The sequence below is a fragment of the Streptomyces sp. NBC_00259 genome (assembly GCF_036181745.1).
GTDB classification, from domain to species: Bacteria; Actinomycetota; Actinomycetes; order Streptomycetales; family Streptomycetaceae; genus Streptomyces; species Streptomyces pratisoli.
In genome coordinates this window covers 6,944,599-6,959,877 of the sequence record NZ_CP108080.1, presented here as the reverse complement: position 1 = coordinate 6,959,877, position 15,279 = coordinate 6,944,599, and the positions used below count along the sequence as shown (strand labels likewise).

Annotated in this window: 12 protein-coding genes; 9 read left to right on the top strand and 3 right to left on the bottom strand. The window is 73.0% G+C overall.

What is annotated here, in order from left to right:
- Positions 1-460 precede the first annotated feature (460 nt).
- Positions 461-1,384: a chitosanase gene (locus OG766_RS31195; protein ID WP_328727553.1), complete on the top strand. Its 924-nt coding sequence runs from the start codon at positions 461-463 to the stop codon at positions 1,382-1,384.
- Between the two features lie 61 nt (positions 1,385-1,445).
- On the opposite strand, the gene OG766_RS31190 is transcribed toward OG766_RS31195, so the two are convergent.
- Together OG766_RS31190 and OG766_RS31185 are read right to left on the bottom strand one after the other, a co-directional pair.
- Complete coding sequence (locus tag OG766_RS31190; protein ID WP_266386081.1) at positions 1,446-1,703, bottom strand: WhiB family transcriptional regulator; 258 nt, start codon at positions 1,701-1,703, stop codon at positions 1,446-1,448.
- 156 nt (positions 1,704-1,859) lie between these two features.
- Positions 1,860-2,654, bottom strand: coding sequence for a VOC family protein (locus OG766_RS31185; RefSeq protein WP_266386084.1), 795 nt, complete (start codon positions 2,652-2,654; stop codon positions 1,860-1,862).
- A gap of 319 nt (positions 2,655-2,973) precedes the next feature.
- Here OG766_RS31185 and OG766_RS31180 point away from each other — a divergent pair, with 319 nt between their 5' ends.
- Positions 2,974-3,465 (top strand): hypothetical protein, encoded by a 492-nt coding sequence (locus OG766_RS31180; RefSeq protein WP_328726795.1) that lies wholly within the window; start codon positions 2,974-2,976, stop codon positions 3,463-3,465.
- 14 nt (positions 3,466-3,479) lie between these two features.
- Here OG766_RS31180 and OG766_RS31175 read toward each other — a convergent pair whose 3' ends face one another.
- On the bottom strand, positions 3,480-4,499 hold the full coding sequence (locus OG766_RS31175; RefSeq protein WP_328726793.1) for a multicopper oxidase domain-containing protein: 1,020 nt from the start codon (positions 4,497-4,499) through the stop codon (positions 3,480-3,482).
- Between the two features lie 179 nt (positions 4,500-4,678).
- On the opposite strand from OG766_RS31175, the gene OG766_RS31170 reads away from it, so the two are divergent.
- The 7 genes from OG766_RS31170 (at position 4,679) to OG766_RS31140 (ending at position 15,250) form a co-directional block, all read left to right on the top strand.
- Positions 4,679-7,171, top strand: coding sequence for a ThuA domain-containing protein (locus OG766_RS31170; RefSeq protein WP_328726791.1), 2,493 nt, complete (start codon positions 4,679-4,681; stop codon positions 7,169-7,171).
- Positions 7,172-7,227: 56 nt separating this feature from the next.
- Positions 7,228-9,387 (top strand): OmpL47-type beta-barrel domain-containing protein, encoded by a 2,160-nt coding sequence (locus OG766_RS31165; RefSeq protein ID WP_328727552.1) that lies wholly within the window; start codon positions 7,228-7,230, stop codon positions 9,385-9,387.
- 165 nt (positions 9,388-9,552) lie between these two features.
- Entirely contained in the window at positions 9,553-10,563 is a 1,011-nt protein-coding gene (locus OG766_RS31160; protein WP_328726789.1) for a 3-oxoacyl-ACP synthase III family protein, read from the top strand.
- Positions 10,560-11,360 (top strand): glycosyltransferase, encoded by an 801-nt coding sequence (locus tag OG766_RS31155; protein ID WP_328726787.1) that lies wholly within the window; start codon positions 10,560-10,562, stop codon positions 11,358-11,360. The genes OG766_RS31160 and OG766_RS31155 overlap by 4 nt, the downstream gene beginning before the upstream one ends.
- Before the next feature lie 310 nt (positions 11,361-11,670).
- Complete coding sequence (locus OG766_RS31150; RefSeq protein ID WP_266386098.1) at positions 11,671-13,155, top strand: class I adenylate-forming enzyme family protein; 1,485 nt, start codon at positions 11,671-11,673, stop codon at positions 13,153-13,155.
- Positions 13,152-14,309, top strand: coding sequence for a cytochrome P450 (locus tag OG766_RS31145; protein ID WP_328726785.1), 1,158 nt, complete (start codon positions 13,152-13,154; stop codon positions 14,307-14,309). Before OG766_RS31150 ends, OG766_RS31145 begins: the two co-directional genes overlap by 4 nt.
- Complete coding sequence (locus OG766_RS31140; RefSeq protein ID WP_328726783.1) at positions 14,306-15,250, top strand: NAD-dependent epimerase/dehydratase family protein; 945 nt, start codon at positions 14,306-14,308, stop codon at positions 15,248-15,250. The genes OG766_RS31145 and OG766_RS31140 overlap by 4 nt, the downstream gene beginning before the upstream one ends.
- Positions 15,251-15,279 lie beyond the last annotated feature (29 nt).

The following is a 15,279-nucleotide window of genomic DNA, read 5'->3' as shown; positions in this document are numbered from 1 at the left end:
CGCGCCTAGGCGCCCGGGCAATCCCCGGGACTGAGCCGGAAAGCACCCGGTCCGCCCGTGACTGCGTCCGATGGCGTCAACCCTGGGCCGTGACCGGCCCGGACTGCGCCTGACCGTCCTGGGCCGCGACCTGCCGGCGCCGCGCCTGGACGCCCGGGCAATCCCGGGTCTACGCCGGGAGCACCCAGGCCGGCCCGGGACCGCGCCCGACGGCGCCGGCACTGGGCCGTGACCCCCCGGACCGCGCATGACCGTCCTGGGCCGCGACCTGCCAGCGCCGCGCCCGGGCGCCCAGGCAGGCCCCGGGACTCGGGCACAAGGCTCTCGGGCCGGGCCGGTGGGCAGCCAGATGGCGCCCGGTGGCCGTCAGCGGGCGTCGTGGGCTACCTGCGGGTCACAGGTTTGCGCCCGGGCGTTCTGTGCCGGTGGCGCGGACCGTACTCTGTGCGGCGTGAAACCCGTGACCCGCATCGTTCTCATCGGCGCACCGGCCGCCGCCGCCGTGTCGCTCGTCCTCGGCGTCGGCCTCGGCGGGGAGGACGAGGTGCCCCTCGCCGACCGGCCGCAGGCGGTGCGGCAGGCGGCCACTCCCGCGCCGAATCCGCTCAAGGCGGGCTCGGCGGCGGAGCAGCGAGCGCTGGACGAGCGGATCGACACCTTGCCGCCGGGGCTCGCCGACCCCGCGAAGAAGGAGATCGCCGCGCGGCTCGTGGCCAGCGCCGAGCACTCCACGCTCAACTGGCGCGGCCGGTACGGCGCCATCGAGGACCTCGGCGACGGCAACGGCTACACCGCGGGGATCATCGGCTTCTGTTCCGGCACCAACGACATGCTCCAGCTCGTCGAGGCGTACACCGCGACCCACCCGGACAACGGCCTCGCCCGGTACCTCCCCGCCCTCCGGCAGGTCGACGGCACCGATACCCACGAGGGTCTGGACCCCGGCTTCGCCGCGGCCTGGGTCGCCGAGGCCAAGAAGCAGGCCTTCCGCGACGCCCAGGACGCGGCGCGCGACCGGATCTACTTCGACCCGGCCGTCCGGCTGGCGAAGATGGACGGCCTCGGCACGCTCGGCCAGTTCATCTACTACGATGCGATGCTGCTCCACGGCCCCGGCCTGGACGAGCACGGCTTCTACGGCATCCGGCGAGCGGCCATGCAGCAGGCGAGGACGGCGGCCGAGGGCGGTGACGAAAAGGTGTACCTGAACGCCGTCCTCGACGCGAGCCGTTCGGTCATGAAGACCAGGCTCAGCACGGCCCAGCGCGACACCTCCCGCATCGACACCGCGCAACGGGTGTTCCTGCGGGACGGCAACCTGGACCTGACGGCCCCGCTGGAGTGGCAGGTGTACGGGGAGACGTTCCGCATCCCGGCGGCCTGACGGACGGACTGACGGGCTGACGGGCTGACGGGCTGACGGACTCCAGTCGCGCGGACGGACCCTAGCCCCGCCGCCGGAGCTGGGAACGTCGCAGCCTGCCCCGTTCCTTCTCCGACATCCCGCCCCACACACCGAACCGCTCGTCGTTCGCGAGCGCGTACTCCAGGCACGCCACCCGCCCCTCGCACGCGCCGCACAGTTGCTTCGCCTCGCGGGTGGAGGAACCGGGCGCCGGGAAGAAGAATTCGGGGCCGGCCTGGGCGCACAGGGCCGTTTCCTGCCAGGAGAGTTCGTGCTCGGGCGTGGTGTTGATCGGCATGATGGACAGGCTGCCCGGCGGCGATAAACACCGTGTCAATGAACGCTCAACGGTCCGCTCGGCCTGGCCGCGTCACGCCTCCCGCGTCACGCCTCCCGCGTCACGCCTCCCGCGTCACGCCTCCCGCGTCACGCCTCCCGCGTCACGCCTCCCGCGTCACGCCTCCTGCGCCACGCTCGTGATCACGGCGAAGCGCGCTCCGTACGGGTCCGCGAGCTTCGCGATGCGCCCCACGTCCTCCAGGTCGATCGGCTCCGTACGGACCGTGCCGCCGAGGCGTGCCGCGCTCGCCGCCACCGCGTCCGTGTCCGTGACCTCGAAGTACGGGAGCCAGTACGGTCCTTCCGCCGCCTCGGCCGGGTCGGCCTCCAGGGGGACGAGGCCGGCGAACATCGCGTCCTCGCCCGCGCCCGCGGGGTTGACCGTCGTATAGCTGTCGCCGCCCGGGAGGGGCACGGCGAACTCGTCCCAGCCGAAGACCGACCGGTAGAAGCGCATCGCCGCGTCCGTCTCCGGCGTGTAGAGCTCGGCCCAGCACAGCGCGCCCGTCTCGTTCACCAGGTCCAGGCCCTTGTTGGTGCCCGGCTGCCAGGTGGCGAAGCCGGCCCCCGCCGGGTCGGTGAAGTGCGCCATACGGCCCAGGTCCCAGACGTCCGACGGCTCGTGCTCGACCGCTCCGCCGCCGTCCCTCACCCGTTTGGCCGTGTCATCGGCGCTGGTGGACTGGAAGTAGAGGGTCCAGGCGGTGCCGCTCCGCTCCGCGGGGACCGTCATGCCTCCGGCGGCGGTCTTGCCGTCCAGCTGGAACATTCCGTAACCGCCGGCCTCGGGCCCCGCCGACTGGAAGGCCCATCCGAACAGGCCGCCGTAGAACGCCGCCGCGCCCTGGAGGTCGGGGGTGCCGAGGTCGAGCCAGTTCGGGGAGCCGGTGAGATAGCGGGGGGTGAGCATGGCGCGTCGCTCCTTCGTGGGCGGCCGGGATCGGCCCCGTGGTCGTGGCTCGCCCCCTTGACGAGTCTGCTACCGATCCCGCCCCGCCGCACGCAGTGCCGCCCGTGCCGCGTGGTGCACGCACATCTCGTGGACCCCGTGCCGGGTGTGGTGGCCCGATGCCGTACAGCGTACGAGGCGCCGGCCGAGGTGATCGCGGCATGACGATGTCGGCCCTATCAACGACCGACGTCGCCCTGGGTCCCGCCCGATCACTCGTCATGGTGGGTCCGCCCGTGTGCCGTCGCCCCGCGGGGCCGCGCTGCGGCAGGGTGGGCGGATGCACCCCCGGATCAGGCCTCTCGCCCTTGCCGTCCTTCTCACCGCGACGACCGGCTGTGTCTCGGTGTCCGCCGTGCCTCCACAACCGCCGGCGGCCGGACTCGCCCCGGCGGGCGACCGGTCGGCGGCACCGGCCGGGCCGGAGCGGCCCGCGGAGCCGACGGCGGACGGCGAACTCGCCTCGACCGGGCCGCAGAAGCCGCCGCTGCCGCGGATCGCGGACGAGAAGAAGGCCGAGGTCTCCCCGCAGCGCGAGGCCCCGGCGCGGACCCCGGCGAAGCGGCCCCGGGACGAGCGGCCCGACGCGGCGCCGGCGATTCAGCCGGACCGCGCGGAGCAGGCCCGGTCGCGGCAGCCGCGCAAGTCGCGTTCCGGTGTGCACCCGCCCCGGCCGCGGACCCACTACGACATGGACGACCTGTGCCGTGCGTCGAACGGTGTCGCCGATCCGTCCTTCGTCGCGCTGTGCCGGGCGAACTACGGCCGTTGAGGCCGCCGGACCGCTCAGTGCTTGTGCTCCGCGGACGAGCCCGGCGCCCCGGACTCCCCGGACTCCCGGGCCGCCGCCGGGTGGTGCGGCTCGTAGCCGGGGATCGTCCCGTCCGGCTTCGCCACCAGGAACAGGCCCGCCATTCCCATGTCCGAATGGCTCTGCACATGGCAGTGGTACATCCACGCGCCCGCGCCCACGTGTTCACCCGCGATGATCTGGAAGCCGAAGGAGTCCGCCGGCCCGGTGATCTTGTTGTCGATGACGCGTGACGGGTCGTCCGGGCCGGTCAGCAGGCCGGTCCTGTTGTCCGCCCAGCGATGACCGTGCATATGGAACGTGTGGTAGTACTCGCCGTGCGTGATCATCACGATCTCGACCCGGTCACCCACCGTGGCCTGGAAGTCCGGGCTCTGGTGTGCGGGCTTGTTGTTGATCGTCATGTCGTTGAAGACGATCGTGAACTGTTTGTCGGGGAGGATGTCGCCCTTCCTGCGCACCACCACCGGGCCGTAGAGGCCCTTCCTGATACCGCCCGTGCCGTGGTCGGTGCCCACCACGTGGTCGTGGTAGTGCCAGTAGCCCGCGCTGCCGGGACGCCAGGTGCCGTCCGCGCGCTTGCCCGGGGTGTGGGTGCGCCAGGTGTACGTCCGGGTGCCGCCGGGTTCGACATGGCTCTTGCTCATCCGGGTGCCGTCACTGGCGATGTCGTAGTCGACCCCGTGGACATGGAGACTGGCCGCCACGTCCATCGTGTTCTCGAACTCGATGTGCAGCGTGTCCCCTTCGACGATCTCGATCAATGGTCCCGGGACCGTCGCCTTGCCCTTCTCCAGGCCGTAGCCCATCTGCCCGTCCGGCAACTTCTCGGCGTACAGCTTGAGATGGCGTACGCGGCCGCCGGCCGGGGCAGTCTTCGGTGCACCCTCCGCGGAGGTCGCGGCGGGAGCGGTGGCGAGAGACAACGATGTCACGCCTGTCGCAGCGACCGCTCCGCCCGCCAGCAGGCGCCGGTTGAAGCTCCTTCTGTCCATACGAACTCCCCAGTGCCGTCGGGAAATCGGGTTGGGCCGGGCACACGCTAGTCGGGTGATCTTCGTTTCTCCACACCCAGGACAAAGTTCGTCGGATTGCGGCCATACCTATTGGCGGGTCGCCCAAAGAGGTCTAGTTTCACGGCTGTTGCTGTGACCAATGAGGGGTGGGTGACCACATGCACCGTGCACCACATCACCGGTCGAGATCCCGGCGCGGGGCGGCGGCGGCGCTGCTGGCCGCTTCGATGGCCGCGTCGCTGCTCGGCGGGACCGCGGCCACGGCCCGGCCCGCTCCCGATCCGTCGTCGCCCAGGGCGACAACGTTGTCCCTGCCGTCGCCGCCGGGCGGGGCGAACGTCCGGGTGCTCGTCTTCCACGCCTCGGCCACCGAGGAGTCGCCGACCGTCGACGCCGGGATCGCGGCCATCGAGCAGATCGGGCTGACCGGTCCTGCCGCGGGGCGGTTCCGTACCGAGGCCACCGATGACGCCTCCGTCTTCACCAACGCCAAGAAGCTCGGCAGATACAACGCCGTCGTCTTCCTGACCGGCGGCGGCGATGTCCTCGACCCGGAGCAGGAGGCCGGTCTCGAGGCCTATATGGAGGCGGGCGGCGGCTTCGTCGGCGTCCATGACGCCGCACGCACCGAGCCCTACTCGGACTGGTTCACCGGTCTGGTGGGCGCCCGGCCGACCACCTCCCCGGCCACCGTCCAGCGCGCGGTCGTCGAGGTCGGCGACCGGCAGCACCCGGCCACCAAGGGCCTGCCGCTGAACTGGAAGCGCCCCGACAAGTGGTTCAACTGGGCCGTCAACCCGTCCGGTTCCGTCCACACGGTCGCCCGGCTGAAGGAGAGCTCGTACCAGCCGGGCCAGGGCGCGAACGGCTGGGACCACCCCGTCTCCTGGTGCCGTGACTACGACGGCGGCCGCTCCTTCTACACCGGCATGGGCGGTACGGCCGACTCCTACGCCGAGACCGACTTCCGCGATCATCTGCGCGGCGCGCTGGCGTGGACCTCCCGGACGTCCCGCGCCGACTGCAAGGCCACCATCACCGCCAACTACACGGCGGAGCGCGTCACCCAGCCCAACCAGCCCGGGCAGAACGACCAGATCGGCGAGCCGCACGGCCTGGTCACGGCCCCCGACGGGCGGATCCTCTACATCGGGCGCGGCGGCGCCGACTCCTCCCAGCCCGTGGTCACCGACTGGAACAACCCCGACATCGGCAAGGGCCGGGGCGAGATCCACGTCTACGACCCGAAGACGAAGAAGGTGACCCTCGCGGGCGCGCTGACCGTCTTCGGCAACAAGGGCGGCGGCGACGAACTCACCAAGGTCGAGGAGGGGCTGCTCGGCATCGAGCTGGACCCGGACTTCATGACCAACGGCTGGGTGTATCTGCACTACACACCGCACTCGCGGATCAACCGCGACACGCACATGGCCGAGCGGTACGTCTCGCGCTTCACCCTCGACCTCGCCACCGACAAGCTCGATCTCGCGAGCGAGAAGGTCCTGCTGAAGTGGCCCGTGCAGATCCACAGCTGCTGCCACGCGGGCGGCGGGATGGCCTTCGACTCCAAGGGCAACCTGTACATCGCGACGGGTGACAACAACTCGTCCGGCTTCAGCGGTGGTTACTCCGGCAACAACCCGCAGCCGAACTTCAAGGGCGTCTCGTTCGCCGACGCGCGGCGCACCGCCGGCAACACCAACAACCTCAACGGCAAGATCCTCCGGATCCACCCGGAGGACGACGGCACCTACACGCTCCCCGAGGGGAACCTCTTCACCGGCGAGGAGCCGGACGAGGGCGGCGGCAAGACCCGCGGCGAGATCTACGTGATGGGCGTGCGCAACCCCGCGCGCATCTTCGTCGACCGGACGACGGACATCCTCTACGCGGGCTGGGTCGGCCCGGACGCCGGTTCGCCGTCGACCACCTGGGGCCCGGCGAAGTACGACACGTTCGCCGCGATCACCACGGCGGGCAACCACGGCTGGCCGTACTGCATGGGCAACAAGCAGCCCTACCGCGACCGCAACCTCCCCGACCCGAACACGCCGCTGGGCTGGTACGACTGCGACGCGCCGAAGAACGAGTCGCCGAACAACGACGGTCTGGTGAATCTGCCGCCGATCACGGCCAACACCATCTGGTACTCGCCCCAGGGCGGCGGCCCCGACTACCCGCGCGACGCCGCCGGCATCCCCAGCTACAAGGTGGAGGAGCAGAAGCTGCTGCTGCCGTGGCTCAAGGGCGGCGGCCAGGCGACGATGAACGGCCCGGTGTACCGCTACGACGCCGAGAAGAGCGACCCGGCCGTGCGCTGGCCGTCGTACTGGGACGGCAAGTGGTTCGTCGGTGACTTCTACGACGGCGACCAGCCGAGGCACGCGGTGCTGACCGACCCGAAGACCGTCGGCAAGGGCGGTGTCCCCGTCCACGCCGAGACCCTGAAGAAGATCATCCCGGTCGGGACGGACGGCATCCGCAATCTCATGGACTGGAAGTTCGCGCCGGACGGTTCGCTGTACGTCCTCGACTACGGGCGCGGCTTCTTCACCTCCGATTCCCGGTCCGCGCTGTGGCGCGTGACCTACAAGGGCGGCGAGCCGACCCCGGCCGCCGGTCAGCTCGCGAGGAAGGCGGCTGCCCAGTGAGACACGTACGACACCGACAACTGCGCCTGTGGACGGCCCTGCTGGGCGCGCTGACCATGGTACTCGGGCTGACGTCGACCGTCGCGTACGGGCGGGCCGCCGAGCGGGAGGCCGACGTCCCGGCCGCCGCCCAGGTCCTGACCTGGACCGCGGGCGACGCCATCGACCGCTACGCGTCCTTCCCGACGACCGCGGTCGCGGGCGCGACGACGATCGTCTTCGAGAACAGCACGGCGACCGGCAACACGACCGGGATGCCGCACACGCTGACCTTCGACGTCTCCGACCCGGAGTACAACCACGACGTCCCGCTGAACATCCTGGCCAACCCCAACGACGACCAGGGCGGGAAGCATTCGGTCGAGGTCACCCTGACGCCCGGCCGCTACCGCTTCCACTGCACGATCCCCGGTCACGGTCAGATGCAGGGCATCCTGACGGTGACCGACCCGGGCGGCGAGGACACGACCGCGCCGGAGACCTCGGCGAAGGTGGAGGGCGAGAAGAACGCCGACGGCGCCTTCATCGGCCATGCCACGGTGACCGTGTCGGCGACCGACGCCGGCGCGGGCGTGGACAAGGTGGAGTACGCGGTGGGGGCCGACGGTCCCTGGCAGCCCTACACCGCGCCGGTGATGGTCCATGAGACCGGCACCCACAAGATCCGCTACCGCGCCACCGACAAGGCTGGCAACGCCGCCGCGGAGAAGGCCGTGGACTTCACCGTCGTCGCCCCGCCGACGGACGACAAGACCCCGCCGGAGACCTCGGCGACGGTGAGCGGGGAGAAGGACGCGCAGGGCCGGTACCTGGGCATGGCCACGATCACGGTCACCGCCTCGGACACCGGCTCCGGGGTCAACACCATCGAGTACGCGGTGGGGGCCGACGGCGCCTGGCAGCCCTACACCGCGCCGGTGATGGTCCATGAGACCGGCACCCACAAGATCCGCTACCGCGCCACCGACAAGGCTGGCAACGCGGCCGCGGAGAAGGCCGTGGACTTCACCGTCGTCGCCCCGCCGACCGAGGACAAGACCCCGCCGGAGACCTCGGCGACGGTGACCGGGACCAAGAACTCGGACGGCGCGTTCATCACCAGCGCCACGGTGACGGTGACGGCGACCGACGCCGGATCCGGCGTGGAGAAGGCCGAGTACTCGCTCGACGGCGGCCCCTACCTCGCCTACACCACACCGGTGATCGTCGACCGGGTCGGCTTCCATTCCGTGCAGCACCGGGCGACCGACAAGGCCGGCAACACCTCGGAGGCGAAGAAGGTGTCCTTCACCGTCGCCGAGAGCGGCGGGGTGCCCGCCCCGAACTGCCCCGAGTTCGACGAGCGGCTGACCGTGATCGTCGGCACGGTCGACACGGGCGTACCCAACCGGGTCACCCGCTCCCGCTGCACCGTCAACGAGCTGATCGAGGACGAGAAGGACTGGGCGTCCCACGCGCTCTTCCTCAAGCACGTCGACAAGGTGCTCGACCAGCTCCTGACGGACGGGGTCATCGACCAGCGCGAGCACAAGAAGATCTACCAGGCGGCCAAGCAGTCCGGCATCGGCAAGCCCGGCCAGACCAGCGGCTACCGCGATCTGTTCGACGGCACGGCCGCCTCGTTCGCCAAGTGGCAGCACGTGGGCGGCGGTTCGTTCGGGCTCAACGCCGACGGGTCGATGACGAGCGGCACCACCAAGGGCGGCCTGGGCATGCTGTGGTTCCCCCAGCGGCAGTACGGCGACTTCTCGCTGAAGCTCCGGTGGCGGGACGACGCGCCCGGCACCGGCAACGCCAACAGCGGGGTCTTCGTGCGCTTCCCGTACGTCCACGACAACCCGGAGGAGCCGCGGCCCGAGTGGGTCGCCATCAAGTACGGCCATGAGGTGCAGGTCCTGGACCGGCCCGACGGCGACATGTACAAGACCGGCTCGGTCTACGGCTTCGACCGCGTCGGCCTCGGCGGCGCCGGGGTCACCCCGAAGGGCACCTGGAACGACTACGAGATCCGGGTGGAGGGCCAGCACTACTCGGTCTTCCGCAACGGTGTCCTGATCAACGAGTTCGACAACACCGGCGGCCAGGAGTTCGTTCCGCCGCGTGGCGACGACCCGGGCACGGACGGACGGCGCTACGCACAGGGCTACGTCGGCCTCCAGGTGCACGGCACGACGGATGTGATCTCCTACCGCGACATCCGGATCAAGGAGCTGTAGACCTCCAGGGTCCCGCCGGTGCCCCACCGCCTCCCCGGGCGGTGGGGCACCGGCATGTCCACAGGGCCATCCGCGCGGCTACTCACCCCGTGGCCAGGGGAATTGAGCCGGTGTACTCAGGCCGTCGGATCATCGCGCTGAAAGCATCGCCGCATGGTCAGACAGATGAGCGATCCGCGACCGCGGGTCGGAATCACCGCCGTCGGAAGTGCGCTGCCGGACGCGGTCGTGACATCGGGGAGCCTCCAGCGCGAGGCGACGCGCGGCATCGGCAAGGCCCTGCCCGGGACGCTGCTCGCCCAGGCCACCGGGATCCGTACGCGCCGCGTGGCCGCCGACGACGAGTACGCGTCGACCCTCGCCGTGCGCGCCGCGCGCCAGGCGCTCGCGGCCGCCTCACTCGATCCGTACGACATCGACCTGCTGCTCTTCGCCTCCGCGTCGCGCGACATGGTCGAGCCCGCCACGGCCCACATGGTGCAGGCCGAACTCGGCACCCGGGCCCATGCGCTCGATGTCACCAACGCCTGCAACAGCTTCGTCAACGGCATCGACCTCGCCCGGACCATGATCCAGGCCGGCCGGGCCCGGCGCGCCCTGGTCGTCACCGGTGAGACCCCGTCCCGCGCGGTCCGCCGCGCACCCGCCGACTTCGCCGCGTTCCGGGACGGGTTCGCGGGCTACACCTTCGGCGACGCGGGGGCGGCGGTCGTCCTGGAGGAGGTGACGCACGGCGGCATCGTCGACGTGGACACCGAGACGCGCTCGGAGCACTGGGACGTCGGCGGGATACCCGGCGGCGGCTCCCGGCACCCGCGCGGCGACGAGCACACCTACTTCCGCGGCGACGGACACGAACTGCGCGGTGTCTTCGAGAAGACGGGCACGTCGGTCGTCGAGCGGACGCTGGACCGCGCAGGCCTCGGCTGGGACGACTTCGCCCGGGTGCTGGTGCACCAGGTGACGGTGCCGTACCTGGAGCGGTTCGCCGAACTGACCGGGGTACCGCAGGAGAAGCTGGTCGTCACCGTCCCCGAGCTGGGCAACGTCGCCAGCGCGAGCATCGGCGTGCAGCTGCACCGGGTGTTCGGGGAACTGGTGCCGGGCGACCGCGTGCTGTTCGTGGGGCTCGGCGGCGGCATCAGCATCATGACGATGATCTGGGAGAAGTCATGACGAGCGATGCCGGGGGCGGTGGCGGTGGCGGTGGCGGCGGGGGCGGTCCGATGTGGGTGGTGGTGCCCGCCCACCAGGAGGAGAGGCGGCTCGCCGGAACGCTACGGGCCCTGGCCGCCCAGCGGGACCGCGACTTCACCCTGCTCGTGGTGGACAACGGCTCCTCCGACCGCACCGGCGCCATCGCCCGGGACTTCGCCGAAGGCGCGCCCTTCGCCGTCGAGGTGCTGGTCGAGCCGGAGAAGGGCGTGGGCTGCGCCGTGGACACCGGCTTCCGGTACGCGATCGGGCGGGGCGCGGCACTGCTGGCGCGCACGGACGCCGACTGTCTGCCGCGGGCCGGCTGGACGGCCGCCGCCCGCGCCGCGCTGACGTCGCCGGCCCCGGGGCCCGGTTCGCGGATGGTGTGCGGCCGGATCGTGGCCCGGCGCGACGAGCACGGTCCGCTGGGCCGGACCGGTTTCGCGGTGCTGGTGCGGCTCGCCGCCCTGTTCGGCCGGCTCCGGCCCGCCCATGCCCGCAGGAACGGCTACCTGGCGCCGTACCGCATGCACGCCGGGAACAACATGGCCATCACCGCCGAGCTGTATCTGGCCTGCGGCGGCATGCCTCGCCGTCCTTCGCCGACCGACCGGCTGTTCCTCAACCGGGTGCGCAGGCGGACGGACCGGATCGTCCACTCACGCGCCATGGTCGTGGAGAACTCCACTCGACGCCTGAGGGCGTACGGCATCAGGGGCACGGCCCGCTGGTATCTGGACCGCGGCAGCGCCGGCCGCGGCGACGACCCACGCTGACCAGTGCGGGGGGTCTGGTTCGCCGCCGGGTCCGGCTCCGGCGTGGCCCGCCCCGCACTCCCGCCCCACGCACACAGGCGCCTGCCGACACGGCGATCCGAGGCTCGCCATTCGGCCCGGTCCGGTCCGCTCCGAGGCCGGCTCGGCGCCGGACGACCCCGTCTCTTCCCGACTCGCCACCGGCGCTCGGCGTCCCGCCCGGACCGGGCCGGAAGCCGGCTCGGGCTCGGCCCGGTCCCGACCGGACCCGACCGGACCGGGGCGCGGGTGCGTTTTTCCGTCGTACACCTCCCATCCGAAGGGGCCTCTGATGCTCGACCGACTCGACCATGCGCTGCGTTCCACGCCGGAGCGCCCTGCCGTGCTCGGTGCCACCGCCACCGGGCGGCTGCGGGTGAGGGCCACCCGGGGCGAACTCGCGGGGCTCGCCGACGCGTACGCCTCCTCGCTGTACGCGCGCGGGCTCCGCCCGGGGGACACCGTGGGCGTCGCCGTACGCCCCGGGCCGCGGGCGCTGGCCGTCATGCTCGCCCTGTGGCGGCTCGGGGTGCGCGGCGCCGTTCTCGATCCGGGCGCGGGACCCGACGTGCTGCGCGCCCGGCTCGCCCTCGCGCGCCCCGCGCTCGTGCTGGCGGACGCCACGGCACAGGCCGTCGCCGGCTGGGCCCGGCCCCTGGCCGGACGGGTCCGCCTGGCGCTGCCCGACCTGGCCGCGCTCGGTCCCGTCGTGACCGTCGGACGCAGGCTCCCCGGCTGCGCGCCCGCGCTCGGGGCGGCCGGGGCCCGGGTGCCGGCGGTGGACCACGGCGACGGCGACGCCGTCATCGTCTTCACGTCCGGCACCACGTCGAGCCCGAAGGCCGTGGTGCACAGCCGCTCCAGCCTGTCCGCCGGAATGGACAACGTCTCGGCCCTGTTCCGCGCACGCCCGGACGAACCCGTGCTCGGGGGGACGTTCTTCGTGCTCGTTCCTTCGCTCGCGCAGGGCGCCCCGGTCGCGCTCCCGGCGCGTACACCGCGGGCCTTGGCCCGGCAGCTGCACCGGCTGCGGCCCCGCGACACCTATCTGACGCCACCCCAGCTACGGGACGCGCTGCGGGCCGGCGCCCGCTTCACGGGCCGGGTGTGGACCGGGTCGGCGCCCGCGAGCGGCGGGCTGCTGGGCCGCGTACGGGACGCGGGCGCGGCCGAGGCCTGGGGCGTGTACGCGCTCACCGAACTCTTCCCCGCCGCCGCGGTCGAATCGCGCGCCAAGGCGGCGTACGACGGCGAGGGCGATCTCGTCGGCGCCCCGCTGCCGGGCGTCGGCACCAGGCGGGACGCCGGTGGTGAACTGCTGCTCACCGGCCCCGCGGCCAGGCACCGCTATCTCGGCGAGGAGCCCGACCCGTGGGTGCGCACCGGAGACCGGGCGCACCTGGACGCGCAGGGCCGTATCGTCCTGGAGGGCCGCTGCAAGGACATGGTGCTGCGCCGGGCCGAGAACATCTACCCCGGCCTGTACGAGCCGCTGTTGCAGGTGCGGGGCGTGGAACTCGCCGTACTCGTGGGCGTTCCCGCGGGCGACGGCGACGAACGGCTCGTCGCCGTGGTGCAGAAGGCGGCGGGCGCCACGGAGGGCCAGCTGCGTGCCGCGCTCGCCGGGCCGCTGCGCCGGATGGGCTCGGCGCGGCCCGACGCGTTGCTGTTCGCGGACGTGCCGCTGTCCGGCCGCTCGCGCAAGCCGGACCGGGCCGCGACGGCGCGGCTCGCGGACGCACGGCTGACCGGCGCACGGCTCGGGGCGCACGCGTGAGCGGGTCCGTCGCACGGGCCCGGCGCCGGGACCGCCGGGTCTATGTGCGCAGCCACCCCGTCCTGTTCGTCCTCCTCGCCGCCGCCCGGCGGCGGCCCGTGCTGAGGATCGGACGGACGCTGCTGGTCAACGACGCCGGGGCGTACCGAGAGGTGCTCACCCGTCTGCCACTGGACCGGACGGCGCCCGGAACCACGGGAGGTGCGGCCCGCTCGGCGCTGGATGCCACGGGGCACCGCGACGGCGGCGTCCTGTTCGACCAGGAAGGAACCGGGCACCGTGCGGGACGGCGGGACCTGGCCGGGAGCCTCGGCACGGACGGGGTGGAGCATCTGCGCACGACGTGGCGGCCGTTGCTCGCCCGGCGGCTCGAACCGCTGGCCGCGGGTGGCGAGGTGGACCTCGTCGGGCTCACCCGGGAGCTGTCGGGCACGGTCGTCCGCGCCCTGCTCGGCACCGCTGCGTCCGCCTCCCCCGCCGCCGTGGCCGAGGCCGCCGCCGTGGCCGAGGCCGCCGCGCATGTCGCCGCCGCCTCGGTCCGCGGCGAGCTGCCGGGACTGCGCCGCCGGGGAGCCCGGGCGGCGGTGGCGCGGTCCACGGCCCGGCTGCGGGAACTGCTCGGCACCGGGGACGACGCACTCCCGGCGATGGTGGCGGTCGCCGCCGTGAACACGACGGTGGCGGCGGTGCCGCGGGCCGTCGCCTGGTGCGCGGACGCCGGACTGTGGGAACAGGCCGCGGACGACGTGCTGCGCGGTCCGCTGACCGACGAGTTGCTGCGCGTCACGGTCGCCTCGCCGCTGCTGCCCCGGGTCGCCGCGGCGGACGGCACGGTCGGCGGCTGCCCCGTTCGGGCGGGTGACCGGCTGCTGCTCATCGCCCGCCATGCCGTCGACGCCCATCACGGCGCCCCCGACGCCCTGCGTCCTGCCGCGCCCGAACTGGCCCGTCTCGTCTTCGGCGCCGGGCCGCACACCTGTCCGGGGGCCCGGCTCGCACGGACCCTGCTGGCCGACGTGCTGGAGGCCCTGGCGCCGTACCGGCCCGTCGTCGTCCGGGCCGTCGTCGACCGCGGGGCGGCCCTGCCCGGCTGGCGGACCCTGACCGTACGCCGCGGCCCGGCCGCTCACTCCCCCTCGGAGGCCTCCCGATGACCGCACCTCCGCGGATCGCCGTCACCGGCGCCTCGGGCTTCTGCGGCGGGCAGGTCGCCCGGACCGCCGCGGCCCTCGGCGCACAGGTCGTGTGTGTGGGCCGCAGGCCGGGTCCGCGCGGGGAGTCGCGGTACTGGGACGCCGCCCGGGAGGTCCCTGATCTGACGGGCACCGACGTCGTCGTGCACTGCGCGGCCGCCGTCGGCGACCCCTCCCCCGGTTCGCGGGCCGAGGCCCTGATGCACGCGGTCCACGTCGAGGGCACCGCGCGGCTGCTCCGGGCGGCGGGCTCCCGTCCCGTGGTCTGGGTGAGCAGCGCCAGCGTCTACGATCCGCGCCCGGTCCGTGACCTGGTCCGCGAGGACCATCCGCGCGCCGGGCACCTCAACGCCTACGGACGCAGCAAGGCGGCGGGGGAGGCACTCGCCCTGGACGCCGGTGCCGTGGTGCTGCGCCCGCGTGCCGTCTACGGCCCCGGTGACACCCAGTTGCTCCCCCGGCTGCTGTCCCGGGTCCGGGCAGGCACGCTCCTGCTGCCGGGACCGGATGTGCGGCTCAGCCTGACCGCCGTGGAGAACCTCGCCGACGCCTGTCTGGCGGCGGCGCATTGGCCCCCGGGCGCGTACAACATCGCCGACCCCGCGCCCTATTCGCGTGACACCGCCGTACGCGAGGTCCTGCGCGCCCACGGCGTCACCGCCCGGATCCGGCATCTGCCGCCGGGGGCCGCACGCGCCGCGGCGCGCATGGCCGAGGCCGTCGCCCGGCTCGGGCGGGGCGAGCCCGTCCTGAGCCGCTACGCGGTGGACCAGCTGGCGCACACGGTCGTCCTCGATGTGACCCGGGCGCTGGCTCAGGGGTGGGTTCCTCGCCGTACACTGGCCGACCATCTCGCGGACGTGCGCGGCCCGGGGCGTTCCCGAGGACGCATGCGGTCCTGAAGGGCGCGCTGGACAGCGGCCCTGAGCAG

Bases quoted from the DNA above. Each gene is read 5' to 3' on its own strand.
- OG766_RS31190 (WP_266386081.1), bottom strand. From the start codon at position 1,703: ATGCCGATCAACACCACGCCCGAGCACGAACTCTCCTGGCAGGAAACG.
- OG766_RS31185 (WP_266386084.1), bottom strand. From the start codon at position 2,654: ATGCTCACCCCCCGCTATCTCACCGGCTCCCCGAACTGGCTCGACCTC.
- OG766_RS31180 (WP_328726795.1), top strand. From the start codon at position 2,974: ATGCACCCCCGGATCAGGCCTCTCGCCCTTGCCGTCCTTCTCACCGCG.
- OG766_RS31175 (WP_328726793.1), bottom strand. From the start codon at position 4,499: ATGGACAGAAGGAGCTTCAACCGGCGCCTGCTGGCGGGCGGAGCGGTC.
- OG766_RS31170 (WP_328726791.1), top strand. From the start codon at position 4,679: ATGCACCGTGCACCACATCACCGGTCGAGATCCCGGCGCGGGGCGGCG.
- OG766_RS31165 (WP_328727552.1), top strand. From the start codon at position 7,228: ATGGTACTCGGGCTGACGTCGACCGTCGCGTACGGGCGGGCCGCCGAG.
- OG766_RS31160 (WP_328726789.1), top strand. From the start codon at position 9,553: ATGAGCGATCCGCGACCGCGGGTCGGAATCACCGCCGTCGGAAGTGCG.
- OG766_RS31155 (WP_328726787.1), top strand. From the start codon at position 10,560: ATGACGAGCGATGCCGGGGGCGGTGGCGGTGGCGGTGGCGGCGGGGGC.
- OG766_RS31150 (WP_266386098.1), top strand. From the start codon at position 11,671: ATGCTCGACCGACTCGACCATGCGCTGCGTTCCACGCCGGAGCGCCCT.
- OG766_RS31140 (WP_328726783.1), top strand. From the start codon at position 14,306: ATGACCGCACCTCCGCGGATCGCCGTCACCGGCGCCTCGGGCTTCTGC.